Raw genomic sequence first — 18,555 nt, forward strand, 5'->3', positions numbered from 1 at the left:
GACGGGGGAGGCTGAACAGCTGTGGGGCGCCGAGAGAAGCCGATCGATCCCGGGGCCGGGCCGGTACAGAGTTTCGCCTACGAGCTGCGCAAGTTGCGGATCGAGGCGGGAACTCCGACGTACCGGACGATGGCCGAGGGGGCGGCGTACTCGGCCGCCGCTCTGGCGCGTGCGGCGGCGGGTGAGGCGCTGCCGTCCCTGGCGTTGGCGCTGTCGTATGTGCGGGCGTGCGGCGGGGACGCGGCGGAGTGGGAGCAGCGCTGGCACGAGGTGCAGGAGGAGGAGGCCGCTCAGCCCACGGCCGACGCCGAGGAGCCGACGGATTCGCCGTACCGCGGACTGGCCCGTTTCGAACCCGGCGATCACGCGCGGTTCTTCGGCCGGACCCGTCTCACGGACAGCCTCACCGCCCTGACCGAGGCGCACCGGTGCGTCATGGTCCTTGGCCCGTCCGGCAGCGGCAAGTCCTCCCTCTTGCGGGCCGGACTCGTGCCCTGGCTGCAGAACGCCGAGGACCCGGGGCTGCGTCCGGCGGCGATCCGCATCCTCACTCCCGGCCCCCAGCCGGTGCGTGACCACCGGAAACTGTTCGTCCCTGCCGCGGGTCCCGGCGACACCTGGCTGGTGGTGGACCAGTTCGAGGAGATCTTCACGCTCTGCCGCGACGCGGCGCAGCAGCGGGATTTCGTGGGGCTCGTGCTGTCGGCCCAGGAACCCGGGAGTCGGCTGCGGGTGGTGGTCGGAATGCGCGCCGATTTCTACGCGCGTTGTCTCGAACACGAGGGGCTGGCCCGGGTCCTCGGGGAGGCGAGCCTGCCCGTCGGTCCGATGACACCGGACGAGTTGCGTGACGTGATAGTCAAACCGGCGGCGGCCGCGGGGCTGATCGTGGAACGGGCCCTGACCGCCCGCCTCATCGAGGAGATACGCGGTGAACCAGGGGGCCTGCCGCTGCTGTCGCACACCCTCCTGGAGACCTGGCACCGGCGCCGCGGCCGCACCCTGACCGTGCAGGGCTACGAGGCCTCGGGCGGTGTCCACGGCGCCATCGCCCAGACCGCGGAGGACTTCTACACCCGCCTCGCCCCGGACCGGGCGGAGGCGGCCCGGCGCATCCTGCTGCGGCTGATCACCCCCGGCGACGGCGCCCCCGACACCCGTCGCCCCATCGGCCGGGGCGAGCTCGCCACCGCCCGCTGCGCGACCCCGGACTCGGACCCGGAGGCCGTGCTGCAGGAGCTGGCCCGTGCCCGTCTGGTCACGCTGGACGACGACACCGTCGATCTCGCCCACGAGGCGCTGATCACCTCGTGGCCCCGGCTGCGCCGGTGGATCGAGGACAACCGCGAGCACCTGCGCCGCCACCGGCGCCTGACCTCCGCGTCCCGCAACTGGCACGAGCGGAGCCGGGACAGCGGGGCTCTGCTGCGCGGCACCGAACTCGGCGAAGCCCAGGACGCGTTCCCCACCCCCGAACGACGCGACGAACTGACCGCGCTGGAAAGGGATTTCCTCAACCAGTCCACCCGCGCGAAACGACGACGCACCAGCCTGACCCGTCAGGTCATCGCGGCCCTCAGTGTGCTGCTGGCCCTGGCGCTCGTCGCGACCGCCGTCGCCGTGCGGAAGACGAACGCGGCCGATGCGCAGCGGCGCCTGGCGGTCTCCCGTGAAAATGCCGCCCGCGCCGACCAGTTGAGGCAGAACCGCCCCGAGGCCGCGATGGTCCTCGCCCTGCGGGGCTACCGGCAGGCTCCCACCAAGGAAGCGCGCAACAGCCTGCTGAGCGCGCAGGCCCGCTTCTACGCCAACCAGTTCACCGGGCACACCGACACGGTGGAGAGCACGGCCTTCGCACCCGACGGCAGAACCCTGGCCACGGCGAGCTTCGACCACAGCGTCAAGCTGTGGGACGTACGCTCCCACCGTCTCCTGGCCACCCTCACCGGCCACACCGATGCCGTCAACGGGGTGGCGTTCTCTCCCGACGGCGACACCCTGGCCACGTCGAGCAACGACCGCAGCGTGAAGCTGTGGGACGCACGCTCCCACCGTCTCCTCGCCACTCTGACAGGCCACACCGACATGGTCGAGGCAGTCGCGTTCGCACCCGACAGCCGCACCCTGGCCAGCGCCTCCAGCGATCGCACGGTGCGCCTGTGGGACGTACGCACCCAGCGGGAGCGTGCCGTGCTGACCGGGCCCAAGGATGCGGTGTACCGAGTGGCGTTCTCGCCTGACGGCCGCACGCTCGCCGGTGCGGGCCGCACGACCCGCTTGTGGGACGTGTCGTCCCACAAGACGCGCGCCGTTCTGGCCGGTGCCACGGGCGCCGCCGTCACCACGGTGGCGTTCTCCCCCGACGGCCGCACGCTGGCCACCGCGGGCGGGGAACACGCCGTGAAGCTGTGGGACGCACGCTCCTATCGCCTGCGGGCGACCCTGACCGGTCACACGAGCGCTGTGCAAGGGGTGGCGTTCTCGCCGAACGGAGACACCCTGGCCAGCGCGAGCGCCGACGGCACCGTCCGCCTCTGGCACCCGCAATCGCACCGGGCCCTGGCCACGCTGACCCTGAAGAAGCCCCTGTACGCAGTGGCGTTCTCCCCCGACAGCCGCACGCTGGCCACCGGGGGCCAGGAGCCCACCGTCCGCCTGTGGGACGTGGCATCGCACCGCACGACGGCCCGCCTGCCCGACCTCTCAGGGTCGATCACCCGACGGGCGCCCTTCGCGGACCGTCGGGCCCACCTCACGGTCGACCACGAGGCCCTGACGGCCCGCTGGTCCACCACACCCCCACGCCGTCGCCCGCTCCCGGTCCGCTTCCCGGAACGCGTCGTCTACTCCTCGGCCAGCAGCGACGGCCGTGTACTGGCCACGACCGATCGCGACCGGACCGTTCGCGTGTGGAACCTCGTGACCGGCAAGCGGATCATTACGCTCCGAAAGGCCACCTGGACCCTGCGGCAAGTGGGCATCACCCCCGACGGACGCACCCTGGCCGCAGGCGGGCGCGACGGCACGGTCCGGATGTGGGACGTCGCCACCGGCCGCCCCACGGCCGTCCTGCGCAACGCCCGTCCGGTGACCGCACTGGCGCTCAGGCCCGACGGCCACGCCGTGGCCTTCGTCAGCGACGACGGCATCACGCGCCTGTGGAACACCCGCCCCGGACAGGCCGCCAGGGCCCTGCCCGGCCCCCCGGACGCCAGCCTGGTCCTGGCCTTCAGCCCCGACGGCCGCACCCTCGCGGTCGGCGGCAACGACGGCACCATCAGGGTCTGGGACGCCGCCAAACGACGCAGAACCACCAACCTCACCGGGCACACCGGCGTCGTCATCGGGGTGGACTTCAGCCCCGACGGCTCCACCCTGGCCACGACGAGCACGGACCGGAGCGTACGGCTGTGGCGCATGCGCGGCGCCCGATCAGACGCCCACACCACCCTGACCGGCCCTGTCGCGGAGAACATCGACACGGTGCGGTTCTCCCCCGACGGCCGGGCGCTCGCAGCGGTCGACTCCCACGGGACCGCCCGCGCCTGGAGCATCGACGTCGACTTCGTCGCCCGACGCGTCTGCGGCCTCATCAAGGACCAGCATTGGGCCCAACTGCTCCCCGACCAGCCCGTGGAGGACGCCTGCCCGTCGTAGCGGACGGCTGACGCACAATGAGGCTCGGGCAGGCGACGCACGCCGAGTCCCATTTCATATGGCGCAGGTCACAGGAACTCCGCCGGTGCGGCGGAGAGGGAATGACTGTGAGGGACTCAGAGAACGATCTGCGCAAACGCGTGAGAGCAGGCGAACGTGACGCGTTCGCCGAGCTGTACGACCAGTACGCCGGGCACGTCCACCGGCATGCGCTGTGGCTCACCGGCGACTGGACGACCGCCGAGGACATCATGTCGGAGACCTTCCTGGCCGCGTGGCGGGCACGAGAGCGGCTCCACGCGGACGAGGGCTCCCTGCGCCCGTGGCTGCTGGGCATCGCCACCCACAAGGCGGAGAACACCCGGCGCGGCCTCCGCCGCCGCCTGGCGTTCCTGGCCCGCCAGCGGCAGCCGACCGTGGTCGCCGACTTCGCCCCCGAGGTCGTCGGACGCATCGACGACGCACAGCGGCTGCACGCCGTCCAGGCGGCGCTCGGCCGACTGAAGCGCCACGAGCGGGAAGTACTGACGCTGTGCGTGTGGTCGGGTCTCGACTACCAGCAGACGGCCGAGGCGCTCGGCGTGCCCGTCGGTACCGTGCGCTCGCGGCTGTCCCGGGCGCGGGCGAAGCTCGCCCGGTTCGCCGACGAAGCGGAAGCCGCAAGAAACAGGGAACCGCGCACCGCTCGCGGAGAGATGACTGGTGAAGCCGCACTCGCGGCCCTGCCCGTGCGGGAGGAAACAGCATGAACAACAGGGACACCGCTTCGAACTCCTCGAACTCCTCGAACTCCTCGAACTCCTCGAACTCCTCGAACTCCTCGAATGAGGCTCGGCGTTCGGACGCCGACGTCGAGGAGATCGCCCGGCTGCTGCCGCCCCCGGCCCATCGGGTCCTCCCGCACGAGCAGCACCTCCACCACAAGGAACGACTGATGCAACGGATCGACCGCGACCAGGCCGCCCGGACCGCCAGTACCGACAGGACCGACCGGGCCAACGGGACCGACCTAGCCCGCTCCGGCCCCCGCCCCGCCCGACGGCTGCTGCGCCCCGCCGTCCTGATGCCCGTCGCGGCACTCGCCCTGGGCGCCATCCTCACCGCGGGCATCGTCATCACCACGGACGACGGCGCGCCCGCCACCGCGGCGACCGGGCAGCACGACGCGCGGGACATGCAGCCCGCGGCGGCGCTCCTCGACCAGATCTCCACCGCCGCAGGCAAGGGCGACGCCCTGAAGATCAGGGACGACCAGTTCCTGTACACCAGGGAGAAGGTCCGCGACGCGGACCTCACCAGCGGCAAAGCGGTGGTGAGCCCGGTCAGGGACGTCGAGTCATGGGCCTCGCAGGAGCCGGGCCCGCTGCGCAAGCTCGGGCTCACTCGCGAGAACGGGGAAACCCTGCCGATCAATGCCGTACTGGGTGACACCGACGGCACGCCGGAGGGCCCCCACCGGGCCACCTACCACTGGCTGTCCTCCCTGCCCACCGACCCCGACAAGCTGTTGGCAGAGCTGTACGCCATGACGCCCAAGTCCGACGAGTCCGAGCGCGACCAAGCCGTCTTCGACCACATCGGGAGCATGGTCGGCGGGGTGATGCCGCCCAAGACGGCAGCTGCCCTCTACCGGGCCGCGGCCAAGATCCCCGGCGTCACCAAGTTGCCCACGGCCAAGGATCTGACCGGCAGGACCGGCGTCGCCATCGCCCGTGACGACAAGCAGTTCGGTGCCCGTACCGAATGGGTCTTCGACGCGAAGGACCTCACCTTCCTCGGGTCGCGCAGCTATCTCTTCAAGGACACCCGGTACGGCAAGGCCGGGACGCTCATGTCCGCCCGGGCGGTGATCGACCACGCGGTGGTCGACAAGGCGGGCCGGGCACCAGCCGCCTCGCGGGAGAGCTGAGGTCGGTGTGCGGCGGCGGTCGCCCCGGGCCTGCGACCGCCGCGTGCCGTCCAACGCTCGTGTCCTCGTGGTGGACGTTGTCCGCGTACGAGAGCATGCTTCGGAGGGAGTGGTGGCGCGAGACGTACAGAACGACTCGCCCACCCGACACGGGGGCGCCGGGAGGGGGACCGGCTGATCCCGCGCGCGACGCGGGGGTCGGCCCACCACCGTGACCCCCGCGGACGCAACGGGGGAAAGCATGAAGGCACAGAGCCGCAAGGCCTGGTTGTTCAAAGACCGCACCGGACGCCCACCGGGACCAGGCCCCGCCGCACAGGACACATCACCGCCATCCACCAGGCCCACCAGGTCCACCACGTGGCTGCATCGCACGCAGACCCGCATGTACGTACTGCGACACCAACTCGCCGACACGACAGGGCAGTCGCGGGTGGGGGCGGAGGAACTCCTCGACAAGGCAGAGGACTACATGCGGCAGGCCGCAGGCAGTCGTAACCTCCGCTGGAGGGTGGGCAGTTGGTGGAACGGGCTGGCATACGAGGGCACGCTGTCGTGCCTGCACGCGGCCGAGGTCGCGATCATCGCCCTGTCGCAGCCCGCCAGGGCGTGGACCCGGATCGACGCGTGCTCGCCCTGGCGGGGCCGCTCTGCCAGAAGGACCCGCGCCTCGCGCTGGTCGACGAGCTGAAACTGAAGGACTCGCCGGACGACGAGCGGGTGCCCTGGGCCGTCGCGGCCCTCTTGGAGGCCGCCTACGCGGTCCAGGAGGAACGAGGCGTACGCAGCCGCAACTTCCGTAACCGGCTCATCCGCTCCGGCAGCGTGCTGACGGTGCTGCTCCTGGTGACAGCCCTGGTGGCCTGGCGCAGCGCGGGGGCACTCCCGGTCTGCACGGACGGTTGCCCCGGCCCGGCGGAACCGGGGCTGCGCGAAGTCGGCCTTGTCATGCTGCTGGGGATGCTCGGTGCGACCGCGCACGTGGTGGGGCGGCTGCAGAAGATGGGCGGCAGCTGGAACCCGTACAACCTCCCCTTCTACCAGGAGCTCATCAAGCTGCCGATCGGAGCGCTGACGGCCGTGATCGGATTGCTCCTGGTGGACACCGAGTGGCTTCCGATGATCAAGGCACCCGACTCCTGGCGCAGCGTCATGGCCTACGCCGTAGTGTTCGGACTGGCCCAGATCGCCCTCACCCGGACGATCGACCAACGTGCGGAGAAGATCCTCGCGTCCGATCCCGACCCGGACGAGGTCCGGCAACTGGAGAAGGTCCCCGGCCCGGACACCAGACTGCAAGCGACTCCGGAGTTCTTGACTTGACGGCACACATCGGCGTGATCGCCTCGTACGACTTCACACGCGAGACGGAACTGCGCCGCTGGTTCCCGCCGAGCGTGGAGTGCACGCTGACGTTCACCGCGAAGGTCCCGCCGTACGCGGACAATCTGGATCTCGTCACCCGCCTGGGCAAGCCTGCGCTGCTGGCAGAGCCGACCCACGACCTGGTGGAACGCGGGGCCGAAGCGGTGGCGTATCTGTGCACGGCGTGCAGCTTCGTCGACGGCGTGACCGGTGAGCGGGCGTTGCGGGAAGCGATGATGGAACACGGCGCAAGGCAGGCGCTGACGACCAGCGGCGCCGCCATCGACGCGCTCCGAGCCGTCGGCGCCTCCCGCGTCGCCGTCGTACACCCCTACCAGGAACCGGTCGACCGACTGCTGTCCGCATACCTCACGGCGTCAGGCTTCGACGTCGTCGCGCTCACGCCACTGGACCTGGACGCGGTCGAGGACGTCTACGAGGTGGCCGAGCAGGACGTACTGGACACCGTCCTCGCCGGAGACCGTCCCGAGGCCGACGCCCTCTTCATCAGCTGCACGGCCCTGCCTACGTACGACGCACTCCCCCGCCTCGAACAACGCTTGGGGAAGCCCGTCATCAGCGCCAACCAGGCCACGGCGTGGGCGCTGATGAAGGCGGTGGGCGAACGGGCGCAGGGCCCGGGCCAGAGCCTCCTCGACGGTACCCGCACCGACCACCCCAGCGACTGACTGACCACCCCTCAGACGACGATGACCCGGCGCCCGCGGGTGTGACCGGCCTGGCTGTCGATGTGCGCCGCCGCGGCCTCGGCGAGCGTGTACGACTTCTCGACGGGGATGTGCAGCTTCCCCCGGGAGATGAGGTCGGCGGCCTCGGCGAGCGCGTCCGGCACGCTCCCGGCCACGCCGGAGAAGCGGACTCCGAGCTCCGGCGCACCCAGATCGGCGATGGAGACCACCTTCTGCGGATCACCGGTCAGCTCGACGAGTTCGCGGATCACGCCCGAGCCCGCCAGATCGAGAGCCGCGTCGACATGACCGAGCTCGCGCACCCGCTCGACCCACCCCTCGCCGTACGTCGTGGCGAGGGCACCAAGGCCCCGCAGGTAGTCCTGGTTCGCGGCCCCGGCCGTGCCGATCACCGCGATGCCACGGCCGCGGGCGATCTGCAGCACCGCTGATCCGACTCCCCCGGAGGCGCCGCTGACCAGCAGCGTCTGCCCGGGCTGCACGCCGACCTCGCGGATGATGCGCAGCGCGGTCTCCACCACGGACGGGTACCCGGCCGCCTCTTCGAACGTCAGGCCTGCGGGCATACGGCCCCAGGCCGACAACACGGCGAACTCGGCGTAGGTGTCCAAGCCCTCACCGAACACGTGCTCGCCGACCTCTACCCCTTCGACGCCGTCGCCGACCTCGTCCACGATCCCGGCGGCGTCCAGCCCGACCCCGGCGGGGAGCTCGGTCGGATGGGCCCCCAGCTTCTGACCCTCACGGATCCTCCAGTCGACGGGGTTCACACCCGCCGCCCGTACTGCGATGCGTATCTGGCCGGGACCCGCATGGGGCTCCTCGGCATCCAGGAGTTGCAGAACATCGGGACCGCCGAACTCGGCGAAGCTCACTCTCTTCATGCGACCGACCGTAACACTAACGGTTAGCGTTTTGTATCCGTTAGCTTTTCAGAACGGCTACACCTTCGTATTTGATAGCGTCAGCGCATGACCGCCGTGCAGCCCGGCCGCCGCGAGCGCAAGAAGGCCGCGACCCGCCAGAAGATCGCCGACACCGCCATGCGGCTCTTCCAGGAACGCGGGTACGACGCGGTCGGCATCCGTGACGTGGCCGCCGAGGCCGACGTCGCCGTGACCACGCTCTTCGCCCACTTCGCCTCGAAAGAGGCCCTGGTGTTCGAACTGGACGAAGACTTCGAGCAACGCCTCGTGCGGGCGGTCACGGACAGGGCGCCGCAGGAACCACTCATCCCCGCGCTGCGCCGCGAGATCCACGCGCTGGTGCGCCACTGCACGGCGGACGGCGCGGCCCCGACCTGGCACATGATCGACACGTCACCTGCCCTGCGGCAGTACGAGGTGTCGATGAGGCTGCGGCACGCGGAGTCACTGGCAACGGCGATCGCCGCGGACTACACCCGCGACTCCGGCTCCGGCTCGGATCCCAATCCCGATTCGGACCCGCCCCGGACCACGACGGCTTGCCGCACGATCGCTAGGTTCGCGATCGACGCGTTCTCACTGGCGCGCGAGGCACCTGATCCGCAGGCGGCGGTGGACGAGATCTTCCTGATGATCGAGGCGGCGTGGGAGGCCGGGCCTCGGATCCATTGATGACGAGGGGCCGATCAGGCCCCTTCGTTCACCGGCCTTGCGCCCCTGCCCCTGGGGCAGACAGCCCCGCTCAGCGGGCGGCGAGCCGCTCAAGGAGGGCGGCGCTGCGCGCCAGCAACGCCCGCTCCTCATCGGTGAGTTCGTCCTCGATGGCCTGCGCGAGCCAGCCGACCCTGCGGCCGCGCTCCGCTTCCAGCGCGGCGCGCCCGTCGTCCGACAGCTCGACCAGCGACTTGCGGCCATCGGTGGGATGCGCCCGGCGCGTGATCAGGTTCTGCTCCATGAGCAGCCCCACCGCACGGGCCATCGACTGGGGGCGTACGCGCTGATCGGCGGCGAGGTCGCTGGTGGTCATGGCGCCGTCGCGGTCGAGCGCACCGAGCACGGCGACCTGCCCCAGCGGGATGCTGTCCTCGTGCTTGACGCGTCGAGTGAGCTTGCCCATCGCGGTGCGCAGTTCGGCGGCGATGACGGCGGCTTCCGAGGTGGGCATAGGGCACTTTACCCCGCTGACCAGCAGAGCCGCGTACCTGCGCTGCACGACGCCCCGCACGACATCCCCGCACAAAACCCCTGTACCCCATCCCGGGAAAGCGTTCCCGCACCGCACCACTACACAGCAATGGTGCGCAGCAACACTGCACAGCCAAACTGATCAGCATTGCTGTAGGGTTTGCTGCTGTCGGGGCCAGCGCCAGCGTTGTCGCAGCCGGGGCCACGGCATACGACAAAGGGAAGGACCTCCCATGTCCGCAAAGGCAGTCGACACCATCGACGCCACCATCGAGACCGTCACCGCCCGCCGGATCATTGACAGCCGGGGCAACCCCACGGTCGAGGTCGATGTCGTCCTGGCGGACGGATCCCTGGGCCGCGCGGCGGTCCCCTCCGGCGCCTCCACCGGCGCCCGGGAGGCCGTGGAGCTGCGCGACGGAGACTCCGCGCGCTGGCACGGCAAGGGCGTCGACCGCGCGGTGGCCCACGTCAACGGGGAGATCGCGGCGTCCGTACGCGGCCGGGACGCGACGGACCAGGCGGGGCTCGACGCCTCGCTGGTCGCCCTCGACGGCACCGCCACGAAGTCCCGGCTCGGCGCCAACGCGATCCTGGGCGTTTCCCTAGCCACCGCCAAGGCCGCCGCGGCCGCCCACCGCCAGCCCCTCTACCGCTACCTCGGCGGCGCCGACGCCCACCTCCTGCCACTGCCGATGATGAACATCGTCAACGGCGGCGCCCACGCCGACAATCCGCTGGACTTCCAGGAGTTCATGATCGTGCCCGTGGGCGCGGACACCTTCGCCGAAGCGGTCCGCATGGGCAGCGAGGTCTTCCACACCCTGCGGCGCGACCTGCTGGCCGCCGGGCACTCCACGGGCGTCGGCGACGAGGGCGGCTTCGCGCCCGCGCTGCGTACCGCCGAGGAGGCGCTCGACTTCGTGATGACCGCCATCGAGCGCACCGGCTACCGGCCCGGCGCGGACATCGCCCTGGTCATGGACCCTGCCTCGTCGGAGTTCTTCCGCGACGGGGTGTACGACTACGCGGGCGAGGGAGTGCGCCGCACCCCCTCCGAGAACGCCGACTACCTGACCAAGCTCATCGACGCCTATCCCGTCGTCTCCATCGAGGACCCGATGGCGGAGAACGACCTGGACGGCTGGCGCGAGCTCACCACCCGCGTCGGCGACCGCTGCCAGCTCACCGGCGACGACGTGTTCTGCACCAACGAGACGCTGCTGCGCGAGGGCATCCGCACGGGCGTCGGCAACTCGGTCCTGGTCAAGGTCAACCAGATCGGCACCCTGACCGAGGCACTGACCGCGGTGACCACGGCCCACGATGCGGGCTGGACGGCCGTCATGTCGCACCGCTCGGGCGAGACGGAGGACACCACGATCGCGGACCTGGCGGTGGCGACGGGCTGCGGCCAGATCAAGACCGGCTCACTCTCCCGCTCCGACCGCACGGCAAAGTACAACCAACTGATCCGCATCGAGGAGGAGTTGGGCGACTCGGCGCGGTACGCGGGCCGCTCCGCGCTGCGCCGGGCGTGAGCGACGGGCGGCGGTAAGGTCCATGTGGGCCCCGATCGCGTGATCGGGGCCCACGCATCCGGATCCGCCTCGCCCACGGCCGACTCGTCATCAACCCCGGCAGCGTCGGCCCTACGGACGCGTCGGAGCCCACTGGGCGCTCCTGGGCCCCGGCGTCGAACTGCGGACCACGACCTTCGACATCGAGGCCGCAATCGCCCAAGTAACCCTGGACTCCTCCTATCCCGAAATCACCTGTTGGGCCGACTACTTCCTCCGGGCACAGGCAACCGATGCGATGCTCTCGCGACGTTCGGTCCACGTGACGGGCGTCCACAGTCCGTCACCGGATAGGGATGCTGGTGCTCCGGCTTGGCCATGAGCGTGGCCGAAGCCGGCGACCGATTCGTGGTCGGCTACGCACCTTTCCTCGTGGATCCACGCTGTCGAGCACGAGCGCAGGCACGAGCTCAGACTCGATCGGACGGCGCGGTCGAGGACCACACGCCGAACCACTGCTCGGCGCCGAACTCCTCGAACCGTTCCACCTCGGCGAACCCCAGCTTCGCCGCGAGGCGCATCGAGCGGTCGTTGGCGGTCTGGGTGCAGAGCACCACCGGCTCGCCGGGAAGCACGTCGGCGAACCAGTCGAGGGCCGCCGAGCACGCCTCGACGGCATACCCACGTCCCCATGCGTTCGGCAGGAACATGTAGCCGAGCTCGGCCTCTTCGACATCCGGACGGAGGTGCCCCGGGCGCTCCGCGGCGCGCCGATCGAGCATGACCGTGCCGATCAACGCGCCGTCGAGCTCGATCACGAAAACGCCGGGTCGGCGCCCGGGCACCTCCGGCACCGCGCCTTCCAGCTCAGCACGCGGTCGAGGCCCACCGAGATACGTACGCACCTCCGGCGATGCGAACAGCTCGATGAACGCCGCACGGTCCCCGGCCCGGGACTCGCGGAGCACGAGCCGTTCGGTCCTCATCGGGGCGGGCGGCCAGGCGACGGATCCGAGTTCAGCCATGGCGGGAAACCTAGCGCACGCCCGCCGCTCTACGGTGTGACCGGTCCAGGTGCCTCTTCGGATGGGGAAGGGGCGGGTGCAGGCGACGACGTGCTGTTGCTCGGGCTGGCGGGTGGTGGAGTGTCGGCGGGGGCCGATGGGGTGTCCTGCGAGAGGAGCCGCGGCAGCATGAGGAGGATGACTGTCACTGCCGCGGCCAGAAGGACCACCGCGGCCTTGCGCAGTCGGGGGTGGATGTCCGTCCGTGCGCGGGCCGATGGTGCGAAGTCCGGGCGGAGGGCGGTGACTTGGCTGGCCCTGGCATCAAGTGTGGCGCGAAGGCGGTCCTCGATGGCTGTCATGGCGTCTCCTTCAGTCTTCTGGCCAGCGCCGTGAGTCCCCGGCTCGCGGTGGACTTCACTGCACCCCGGGAGAGGCCCAAGGTTGCTGCGATGTCCGCTTCGGACATGTTCGACCAGTACCTGAGGACGAGGACCTCCCGCTGGCGCACGGTGAGCAGCCTCAGTGCTCGTAGCACTTCCTGATGCTCTTCCTTGAGGAGGAGCTCTTCTTCCGGTGGCGGTACGGGCAGGATGCGCGGGGGGATGTAGGCGCGCACGGTGCGCCTCCTGCGCAGCACGTCCCTGGAGGCATTGACCACGCTGCGCCGTATGTAGGCCTCGGGGTCGGCAATGGTGTCGAGCGATTCGCCGTGCCGTCGGTACAGGGCTGCGAAGGCTTCCTGGACGACGTCCTCGGCTGTGGGGATGTCGTCGACCAGGAGGACGGCCAGGCGCACGAGGTCGAGCCTGCGGTGGCGGTACAGCCTGTCGACTTCTTCCGACGCCGTGCCGGACAGATGGCCCTTGAGGTCCGATCTGTTGCGGTCCTGGAAGAGGCGGGCCAGTAGCCATCGCCACCGGCTGCGCGGGAAGGCACCTTCACAGGGGGAAACGGCAGCCATCAGCGCCTTTCCCCCACGGGCTGGATGCTGCCGCGGATGGTTTCCCAGCGGGTCATTTCTGGCATATGCGTCAACCTGTTGCGTGAATCGAGCGGTTCAGGGCTTTCAAGGGGTGTCCTCTACTAGGGAGGACGTGTGGGACGTCGACAGGTTGCAGTTCACTGCGCGGTGCGGGCGGGCGGGCAGGTGGGCGTGCGTGCTTGCGGCTGTGGCGTGGGCCTGTCCGTCGCCCGCTTCCGCTTCAACTGCCGCTTCCGCCTCCGGAACATTGATCGTCGCGGCCTGCAACCTCGGGTAGGGCCGCACGTCTGTCAAGGCGTAAGGGATGTTCCGCCCTGGTGCGGACGACGTGCGTGTCCGGCGTGCGCGGGCCACGTCGCGGTCGGATGTGAGACCTGAGGAAGACTGTGCTGAAAGTCAGAGTTGCCGCTGCCGCCGTGCTGGTGTGTCTGGGCCTGGTGTCGGGTTGTGCGAGCTCGGCCGACGAGTCCGGGCATGACTCGGAAGCGGAAGCCGCGACGTCCACCGCGCCGGTGCCCTCCGGGGCACGAGAGGTGCGAGGGGCGCGAGGGGCGCGAGGGGCGCAAAGCAGCGCTCCCGCGGCGCCGCCGGATCATGAGCCGGTCTCGTACAAGCCGAGTTGGCCCGACACCACGGTGCGCACGGCACGGGGGCACCGCGTCAACAGGTGCGTGCCCCAGGACCTGAGGAACAGAGCGACCACGCTGACGACCAGCGACAAGGTGCATCTGTCGGCGCTGGTCCTGGGGGACGGACCCGACGGTGTTCTTCTGGATCACGAGCAGGGCTACAGCATCTGCTCGTTCGTAGACATCGGGCGGCAGCTGGCCAAGCGTGGCTACCACGTGGTGATCCCCGAGTACCGCAATCACGGCGCGTCTGAGGAAGTGGCCGAGAACGAGCACATCGACCGGGATGCCCGTGCCGGGCTGGCGGAGCTGCGACGCGTCGGCGCGAAGAGGGTGTTTCTAGCGGGGGCGTCGTGCGGGGGCACGACGGCGTCGGTCGCCGGGGTCGATACGCCCTTGCGGGTGGTGGGCCTGTTGATGATGTCCTCGCCTGCCCGGTGCGGCGGGGTGGACGGTGTGGCGGCGGTCAAGAAGCTGAACGTTCCGACGCTTCTCGTGGTGTCGCCCGGTGACATGCAAGGCAACGCGGAGAAGCAGGTCCGTGAGGTCTACGCGGCCTCCGTTGCCCGCAAGAAGGAACTGGTCATCCAGAAGGGCGAATGGCACGGAACGAGCATGATCAAGCGGGCGGGTGCGTCGGGGGCCGCATTGCAGGACCGGGTCATCAAGTTCGTGGTGGATTCCTACGCCGCCGCCCGCTGAGGACGTCCCTCCACCCCGAGGCAGCCACGAGCGCGAACCCACGCTCCGGGCCACCCCTGTATCTATACCGAACTCACCAAGAGAGACATGTTGATGAAGCGACACAAACGCACGAGGACTTCGGCTCGTCTGCTGGGCCTGTCGGCGGCGGTGCTGTCCGCCGCGGCGGCAGCCTTCACGTATACGGCCGCAACCGGCGCCGCGGCACCGAACGAGGCGACGGGACAGAGCGCGGCGCCTTCGTCCGGGGCCACCAGGACGGTCCGCTACGACCTGGGCAACAAGGCCTGGCACCTGCCACAGACGGGCGAACCGAGCGAGCTGACCGGAGTGGTGCACTACCCCACCGACCTGGGCACGGGGCGGCATCCGCTGATCGTGATGCTGCACGGCTTGCACGACACCTGCGCCGACCGGAAGGCAGCGGCGGCACGCACCGCCGCCGAAGCCAGTGGGGACGATGCCGCGTACGAAGCCGCCAATGCCAAGCTCTCCGCCTGGCCGTGTGCGCTGGGAACGCCCGCCCTGCCGAGCGAGCGCGGATATGACTACCTGGGCCGCAAGTTGGCCGCTCAGGGGTTCGTCGTGGTCTCGGCCGGAGCCAACGGCATCAACGCTTCCTCCGTGATGGGCGATGACAATGCCGCCGCGCGGGCGGATCTCATCAACCGGCATCTGCGCATGTGGCAGAAGCTCAGCTCCAAGGGAACGGGTGAGCTCGCAGGGAAGTTCACCGACCCGGCGACCGGAGGGGCGCGACGCGTCGGCTTCGCCCACCACGTGGACATGGGCAACGTCGGGGTGATGGGGCATTCCAGGGCAGGGGCCGGGGTCACGTGGCAGGCGGCCGACAAGCATCGAGGGCAGTGGCCCAAGGGCGTCGACGTCAAGGCGGTGGCGGCGTTGGCGCCCGCCTACAACGTGATGACGGAGGACATGTCGAACTACGCGATCACCAACACCCCCTTCGCCGTCTTCCGGGGAACATGCGACGGACAGGTCGGCGGTGAGGCACTCTCGTTCGCGGCCGACGCGGCCAAGGGGAACCGGAGCGACTTCCACCGGTTCGCGATCCGCGGGGCGAACCACAACTACTTCAACACGCAATGGTCGCCTCAGAGCGGTCAGGTCGCGGCCTTCGACGACGCCACGCCGGTGAAGAAGCACCCCGGGCAGTGCACCGACCGTGAGGGCTCGGCGCCGCTCAGGCAGCTGACCGAGCCGCAGCAGCGCCATGTCGCCACCATGTACCTCGGTGCCTTCTTCCGCCGCTACCTCCTCGGCGACACCGGGCAGAACCAGGCACTGACGGGGGCGCGCCATCCCGACGCGGTTAGGGAGAGTTGATCTCCGGCTGACACTCCCCCCTCCCCCCCCGGCCGAGGATAAGCCGCGACTGCTCCGTAGGCAGCGTCCAGTCAGGGCTTCACCGCTACTGCGCCGAACTGGGGAGTTACGTCCGCGGATTCCGTCTCGACGCGCCACTGCGAGCACGACACCAGTCCGGGCGGGAGGAGGTCCATCCCCTCGAAGAACGCACTGATCTCTGCACGGCTTCGGGCGGTGATCGGTGGCGTGGCGTTCTCGTTCCAGAACTTCATGGCCTCGACGTTGCCCTCGCCGCCGAGGTCGGCGTCGGTGGTCGGGTGCGTCACCACGAGATAGCTGCCGGAGGGGACCGAGGCCATGACCTCGCGCACGATTTCCTGGGCCCGTTCCGTGTCGAGGATGAAGTTGAGGATGCCCAGCATCATGACGCCAACGGGCCGCTCGAAGTCGAGAGTTGCCGAGGCGCCCTCTATGACGCGGTCGGGATGGTGGATGTCGGCGTCGATGTAGTCGGTGGCTCCCTGAGGGGTGCCGACCAGCAGGCTGCGGGCGTGGACGAGCACGATGGGGTCGTTGTCGACGTAGACGATCCGGGAGTCGGGCGCGATCCGCTGGGCGATTTCGTGGGTGTTGTCCAGGGTCGGCAATCCGGTGCCGATGTCCAGGAATTGCCGCACTCCGCAGTCGGCGGTCAGGAACCGGACCGTGCGGCCCAGGAAGCCGCGGTCTGCGCGGGCCACGTCTCGGATCACCGGGAACATCGTGGAGACCTGGTCACCGACCTGCTGGTCGACCTCGTAGTGGTCTTTTCCGCCGATCCAGTAGTTCCACACCCGTGCGTTGTGCGCGAGCCGGGTGTTCAGTCTGCCGGACACATCTGACGGGTGCTGTCTTGCACTCACGTCTTCCCCTTTCCACGCGCCCACACGATGTCCTGGTCCGCAGTCCGCAGCCACCGTGGCGACAGCGGACCGTGTTGCCATTGTGGTGGTCCTGGATCACGGTGTCCGGGAATCCGGCTGACCCGCGCGAGGGCCCGGCGGGAACTGGGCGAGAGCTGAGTGAGAGCCGAGTGGGAGCTGGGCGAAGCATCGATGTGGCTCGTGGCATCAAGTGCGGCGGGCGGCCCAGACGGTGCGCTCGGTGCGTACCGTCAGATCGTCGCGGCGCAGGATGCTGTGGGAGCTGCTGGTGTCGAGGAGCCGGTCGAGCGCGGCGAGATCCTCGGGGGCAACTGTGTCCGCGATGGCGCTGCGGATCCGCTGCAGGACGCCCAGGGGATCGGCAGGGACCTCTTCCAGCAACGGAGGCGCGGTGACGCCGGGGTAGACCAGGATGCTGGGCGCGTCGTCGTGCAGAGCCACCATCGGCCTGGGCCACAGGACGGACGGCAGAAGCACCACCCCGTGGCCCGCCAGGGCGACCTCGGCGTCATCGGGTCGGGGGAAGACGAGCGTTGTTCCTTCCCATCTGGCGCCGACCGGTGAACTCGAGGACGAAGAGGGCGGCCAGGAACGTCGTCAGGCACGAAGTGGCCGCTCCGGCTGCCCGCTTGGTCCGCCCTGCAAAGTCGCCGAGCCCCAGGAGCAGTCGCACCGGAGTGGTGAAGAGACCGGCGAGGATCCCGCAAGGGAGAGACAGCAGTACGGCCCAGAACAGCGCGCTCAATCCATCGAACTCGATCAGGTCGCTGAACAGCGCCGTGACCACCAGGACCACAAGCAGGAGGAAGAGCGTGACGAGGGCTGCGACACCGAGACCCAGCCCGGTGAACCCGACCGCGGCAAGGACCTTTCCTCCGGTGCTGAAGGAACCCCATGTCGGCTCATGCTCATCATCATCTGGCCGACGTTCGTCACTCATCGCTGACACCTTCCTGGCGCACATGTGCGAGATGAGGTCGCGCACGTCGCTCACTGCCGCACGTGTGCTCCCGCGCGCTCAGTTCGGCCGCTCGTATTCGTCGATCGTCCCGTCTCCGTTGTCGTCGTACATGTAGTCGTAGGCATCGCCGTAGTTGTGCCGATAGCGCATACACGTGCCCTCGGCGCGCAGTTCGGGCTCGCCGTCGTAGTAGTCGAGGTGGAGGGTGACCCGGATGCCGTCGTCGAGGGTGGTGGCGATGCCGTTGTCGACCTTCTCGACGGTGCGGCCGTCCTTGCGCCAGGTGGCCCGGAGAGATGCCAACGCCGCGCGGTAGTCGTCGTCGCCGGCGAAGTCCAGGTCCCAGGTGAGGATGGGCTCGTCCCGGCTGACGCCGGTGTCGTCGAAGCCGAAGTCGTCCACGCACGAGGAACTGCCCTGCCGGGAGGCGTACGGCTCCTTGGCCGGTGCCGGAGACAGCGCGCGGTAGGTATCCTCACCGGCCCGGGCGGTGGCCCGGACATGGGCGCGGAACTCCTCGGTGCTGTGAACGGGCCCGCCTTGTATGTTCTCGCACGCCTTGGCCGTCAGCCCGATGAGAGCCACGAGGGCGACACCGAGCACAGGGACCACGATCTTCGACTTCATGCTGTAGATCAAAGCCGCCGGCCGGAATGCGAGGCAGAGCTCTGCTACTCAGCCGGTCTGAGCAGTAGCACCCAGAGCGGGTTATCCGGACACGGCGGGGCGGGGCTTGTCTTACGTGACGTT

General features: G+C 69.7%; 17 protein-coding genes and 2 pseudogenes. 11 read left to right on the forward strand and 8 right to left on the reverse strand.

Annotated features, from left to right (window positions below; genetic code table 11):
• Positions 1–21 precede the first annotated feature (21 nt).
• The 6 genes from AC068B_RS23720 (at position 22) to AC068B_RS23745 (ending at position 7,620) form a co-directional block, all read left to right on the forward strand.
• Positions 22–3,657: a WD40 repeat domain-containing protein gene (locus AC068B_RS23720; RefSeq protein ID WP_478673666.1), complete on the forward strand. Its 3,636-nt coding sequence runs from the start codon at positions 22–24 to the stop codon at positions 3,655–3,657.
• Positions 3,658–3,758: 101 nt separating this feature from the next.
• Entirely contained in the window at positions 3,759–4,406 is a 648-nt protein-coding gene (locus AC068B_RS23725) for an RNA polymerase sigma factor (RefSeq protein ID WP_478673667.1), read from the forward strand.
• Complete coding sequence (locus AC068B_RS23730; protein ID WP_478673668.1) at positions 4,403–5,566, forward strand: CU044_5270 family protein; 1,164 nt, start codon at positions 4,403–4,405, stop codon at positions 5,564–5,566. Before AC068B_RS23725 ends, AC068B_RS23730 begins: the two co-directional genes overlap by 4 nt.
• A 385-nt stretch (positions 5,567–5,951) precedes the next feature.
• A complete protein-coding gene (locus AC068B_RS23735) occupies positions 5,952–6,257 on the forward strand; it encodes a hypothetical protein (RefSeq protein ID WP_478673669.1) in 306 nt (101 codons plus the stop codon).
• A complete protein-coding gene (locus AC068B_RS23740; protein ID WP_478673670.1) occupies positions 6,194–6,889 on the forward strand; it encodes a hypothetical protein in 696 nt (231 codons plus the stop codon). The genes AC068B_RS23735 and AC068B_RS23740 overlap by 64 nt, the downstream gene beginning before the upstream one ends.
• Positions 6,886–7,620 carry a maleate cis-trans isomerase family protein gene (locus AC068B_RS23745; protein WP_478673671.1) on the forward strand — a complete coding sequence of 245 codons (735 nt, stop codon included), beginning with the start codon at positions 6,886–6,888 and terminating at the stop codon, positions 7,618–7,620. Before AC068B_RS23740 ends, AC068B_RS23745 begins: the two co-directional genes overlap by 4 nt.
• Positions 7,621–7,631: 11 nt before the next feature.
• Here AC068B_RS23745 and AC068B_RS23750 read toward each other — a convergent pair whose 3' ends face one another.
• The gene (locus AC068B_RS23750; RefSeq protein WP_478673672.1) at positions 7,632–8,525 is read right to left on the reverse strand and encodes an NADP-dependent oxidoreductase; all 894 of its coding nucleotides are present in this window, start codon (positions 8,523–8,525) and stop codon (positions 7,632–7,634) included.
• An 87-nt stretch (positions 8,526–8,612) separates the two neighbouring features.
• On the opposite strand from AC068B_RS23750, the gene AC068B_RS23755 reads away from it, so the two are divergent.
• Positions 8,613–9,239 carry a TetR/AcrR family transcriptional regulator gene (locus AC068B_RS23755; RefSeq protein ID WP_478673673.1) on the forward strand — a complete coding sequence of 209 codons (627 nt, stop codon included), beginning with the start codon at positions 8,613–8,615 and terminating at the stop codon, positions 9,237–9,239.
• 70 nt (positions 9,240–9,309) lie between these two features.
• Here the strand turns inward: AC068B_RS23755 and AC068B_RS23760 are convergent, their stop codons facing one another.
• The gene (locus AC068B_RS23760) at positions 9,310–9,732 is read right to left on the reverse strand and encodes a MarR family winged helix-turn-helix transcriptional regulator (RefSeq protein ID WP_478673674.1); all 423 of its coding nucleotides are present in this window, start codon (positions 9,730–9,732) and stop codon (positions 9,310–9,312) included.
• Positions 9,733–9,985: 253 nt separating this feature from the next.
• On the opposite strand from AC068B_RS23760, the gene eno reads away from it, so the two are divergent.
• The gene (gene eno / locus AC068B_RS23765) at positions 9,986–11,293 is read left to right on the forward strand and encodes a phosphopyruvate hydratase (protein ID WP_478673675.1); all 1,308 of its coding nucleotides are present in this window, start codon (positions 9,986–9,988) and stop codon (positions 11,291–11,293) included.
• A gap of 62 nt (positions 11,294–11,355) precedes the next feature.
• Positions 11,356–11,626 (forward strand): annotated as a pseudogene (locus AC068B_RS23770) (metallophosphoesterase family protein); the annotation flags it as partial.
• Positions 11,627–11,742: 116 nt separating this feature from the next.
• Here the strand turns inward: AC068B_RS23770 and AC068B_RS23775 are convergent.
• Positions 11,743–12,297, reverse strand: coding sequence for a GNAT family N-acetyltransferase (locus AC068B_RS23775; RefSeq protein WP_478673676.1), 555 nt, complete (start codon positions 12,295–12,297; stop codon positions 11,743–11,745).
• Positions 12,298–12,634: 337 nt separating this feature from the next.
• Positions 12,635–13,240 carry a SigE family RNA polymerase sigma factor gene (locus AC068B_RS23780; RefSeq protein ID WP_478673677.1) on the reverse strand — a complete coding sequence of 202 codons (606 nt, stop codon included), beginning with the start codon at positions 13,238–13,240 and terminating at the stop codon, positions 12,635–12,637.
• Between the two features lie 692 nt (positions 13,241–13,932).
• On the opposite strand from AC068B_RS23780, the gene AC068B_RS23785 reads away from it, so the two are divergent.
• Together AC068B_RS23785 and AC068B_RS23790 are read left to right on the forward strand one after the other, a co-directional pair.
• Positions 13,933–14,592 (forward strand): alpha/beta hydrolase, encoded by a 660-nt coding sequence (locus AC068B_RS23785; protein ID WP_478673678.1) that lies wholly within the window; start codon positions 13,933–13,935, stop codon positions 14,590–14,592.
• Between the two features lie 93 nt (positions 14,593–14,685).
• Positions 14,686–15,939, forward strand: coding sequence for an alpha/beta hydrolase (locus AC068B_RS23790; RefSeq protein WP_478673679.1), 1,254 nt, complete (start codon positions 14,686–14,688; stop codon positions 15,937–15,939).
• Positions 15,940–16,010: 71 nt separating this feature from the next.
• Here AC068B_RS23790 and AC068B_RS23795 read toward each other — a convergent pair whose 3' ends face one another.
• The 4 genes and pseudogenes from AC068B_RS23795 to AC068B_RS23810 all read right to left on the reverse strand — a co-directional run bounded on the left by AC068B_RS23795 (position 16,011) and on the right by AC068B_RS23810 (position 18,432).
• Positions 16,011–16,823, reverse strand: a complete 813-nt coding sequence (locus AC068B_RS23795) for an SAM-dependent methyltransferase (protein WP_478673680.1) — start codon at positions 16,821–16,823, stop codon at positions 16,011–16,013.
• A 207-nt stretch (positions 16,824–17,030) separates the two neighbouring features.
• A pseudogene (locus tag AC068B_RS23800) lies at positions 17,031–17,189 on the reverse strand (SAM-dependent methyltransferase); the annotation flags it as partial.
• A 163-nt stretch (positions 17,190–17,352) separates the two neighbouring features.
• Positions 17,353–17,838 carry a hypothetical protein gene (locus AC068B_RS23805; RefSeq protein WP_478673681.1) on the reverse strand — a complete coding sequence of 162 codons (486 nt, stop codon included), beginning with the start codon at positions 17,836–17,838 and terminating at the stop codon, positions 17,353–17,355.
• A gap of 24 nt (positions 17,839–17,862) precedes the next feature.
• Complete coding sequence (locus AC068B_RS23810) at positions 17,863–18,432, reverse strand: hypothetical protein (protein WP_478673682.1); 570 nt, start codon at positions 18,430–18,432, stop codon at positions 17,863–17,865.
• Positions 18,433–18,555 lie beyond the last annotated feature (123 nt).

It is taken from the genome of Streptomyces sp. NPDC042371 (assembly GCF_056437465.1).

Coding starts and splice junctions, on each gene's coding strand:
- AC068B_RS23725 (WP_478673667.1), top strand. CDS start 3,759: ATGACTGTGAGGGACTCAGAGAACGATCTGCGCAAACGCGTGAGAGCA.
- AC068B_RS23730 (WP_478673668.1), top strand. CDS start 4,403: ATGAACAACAGGGACACCGCTTCGAACTCCTCGAACTCCTCGAACTCC.
- AC068B_RS23735 (WP_478673669.1), top strand. CDS start 5,952: ATGTACGTACTGCGACACCAACTCGCCGACACGACAGGGCAGTCGCGG.
- AC068B_RS23750 (WP_478673672.1), bottom strand. CDS start 8,525: ATGAAGAGAGTGAGCTTCGCCGAGTTCGGCGGTCCCGATGTTCTGCAA.
- AC068B_RS23755 (WP_478673673.1), top strand. CDS start 8,613: ATGACCGCCGTGCAGCCCGGCCGCCGCGAGCGCAAGAAGGCCGCGACC.
- AC068B_RS23760 (WP_478673674.1), bottom strand. CDS start 9,732: ATGCCCACCTCGGAAGCCGCCGTCATCGCCGCCGAACTGCGCACCGCG.
- eno (WP_478673675.1), top strand. CDS start 9,986: ATGTCCGCAAAGGCAGTCGACACCATCGACGCCACCATCGAGACCGTC.
- AC068B_RS23775 (WP_478673676.1), bottom strand. CDS start 12,297: ATGGCTGAACTCGGATCCGTCGCCTGGCCGCCCGCCCCGATGAGGACC.
- AC068B_RS23780 (WP_478673677.1), bottom strand. CDS start 13,240: ATGGCTGCCGTTTCCCCCTGTGAAGGTGCCTTCCCGCGCAGCCGGTGG.
- AC068B_RS23790 (WP_478673679.1), top strand. CDS start 14,686: ATGAAGCGACACAAACGCACGAGGACTTCGGCTCGTCTGCTGGGCCTG.
- AC068B_RS23810 (WP_478673682.1), bottom strand. CDS start 18,432: ATGAAGTCGAAGATCGTGGTCCCTGTGCTCGGTGTCGCCCTCGTGGCT.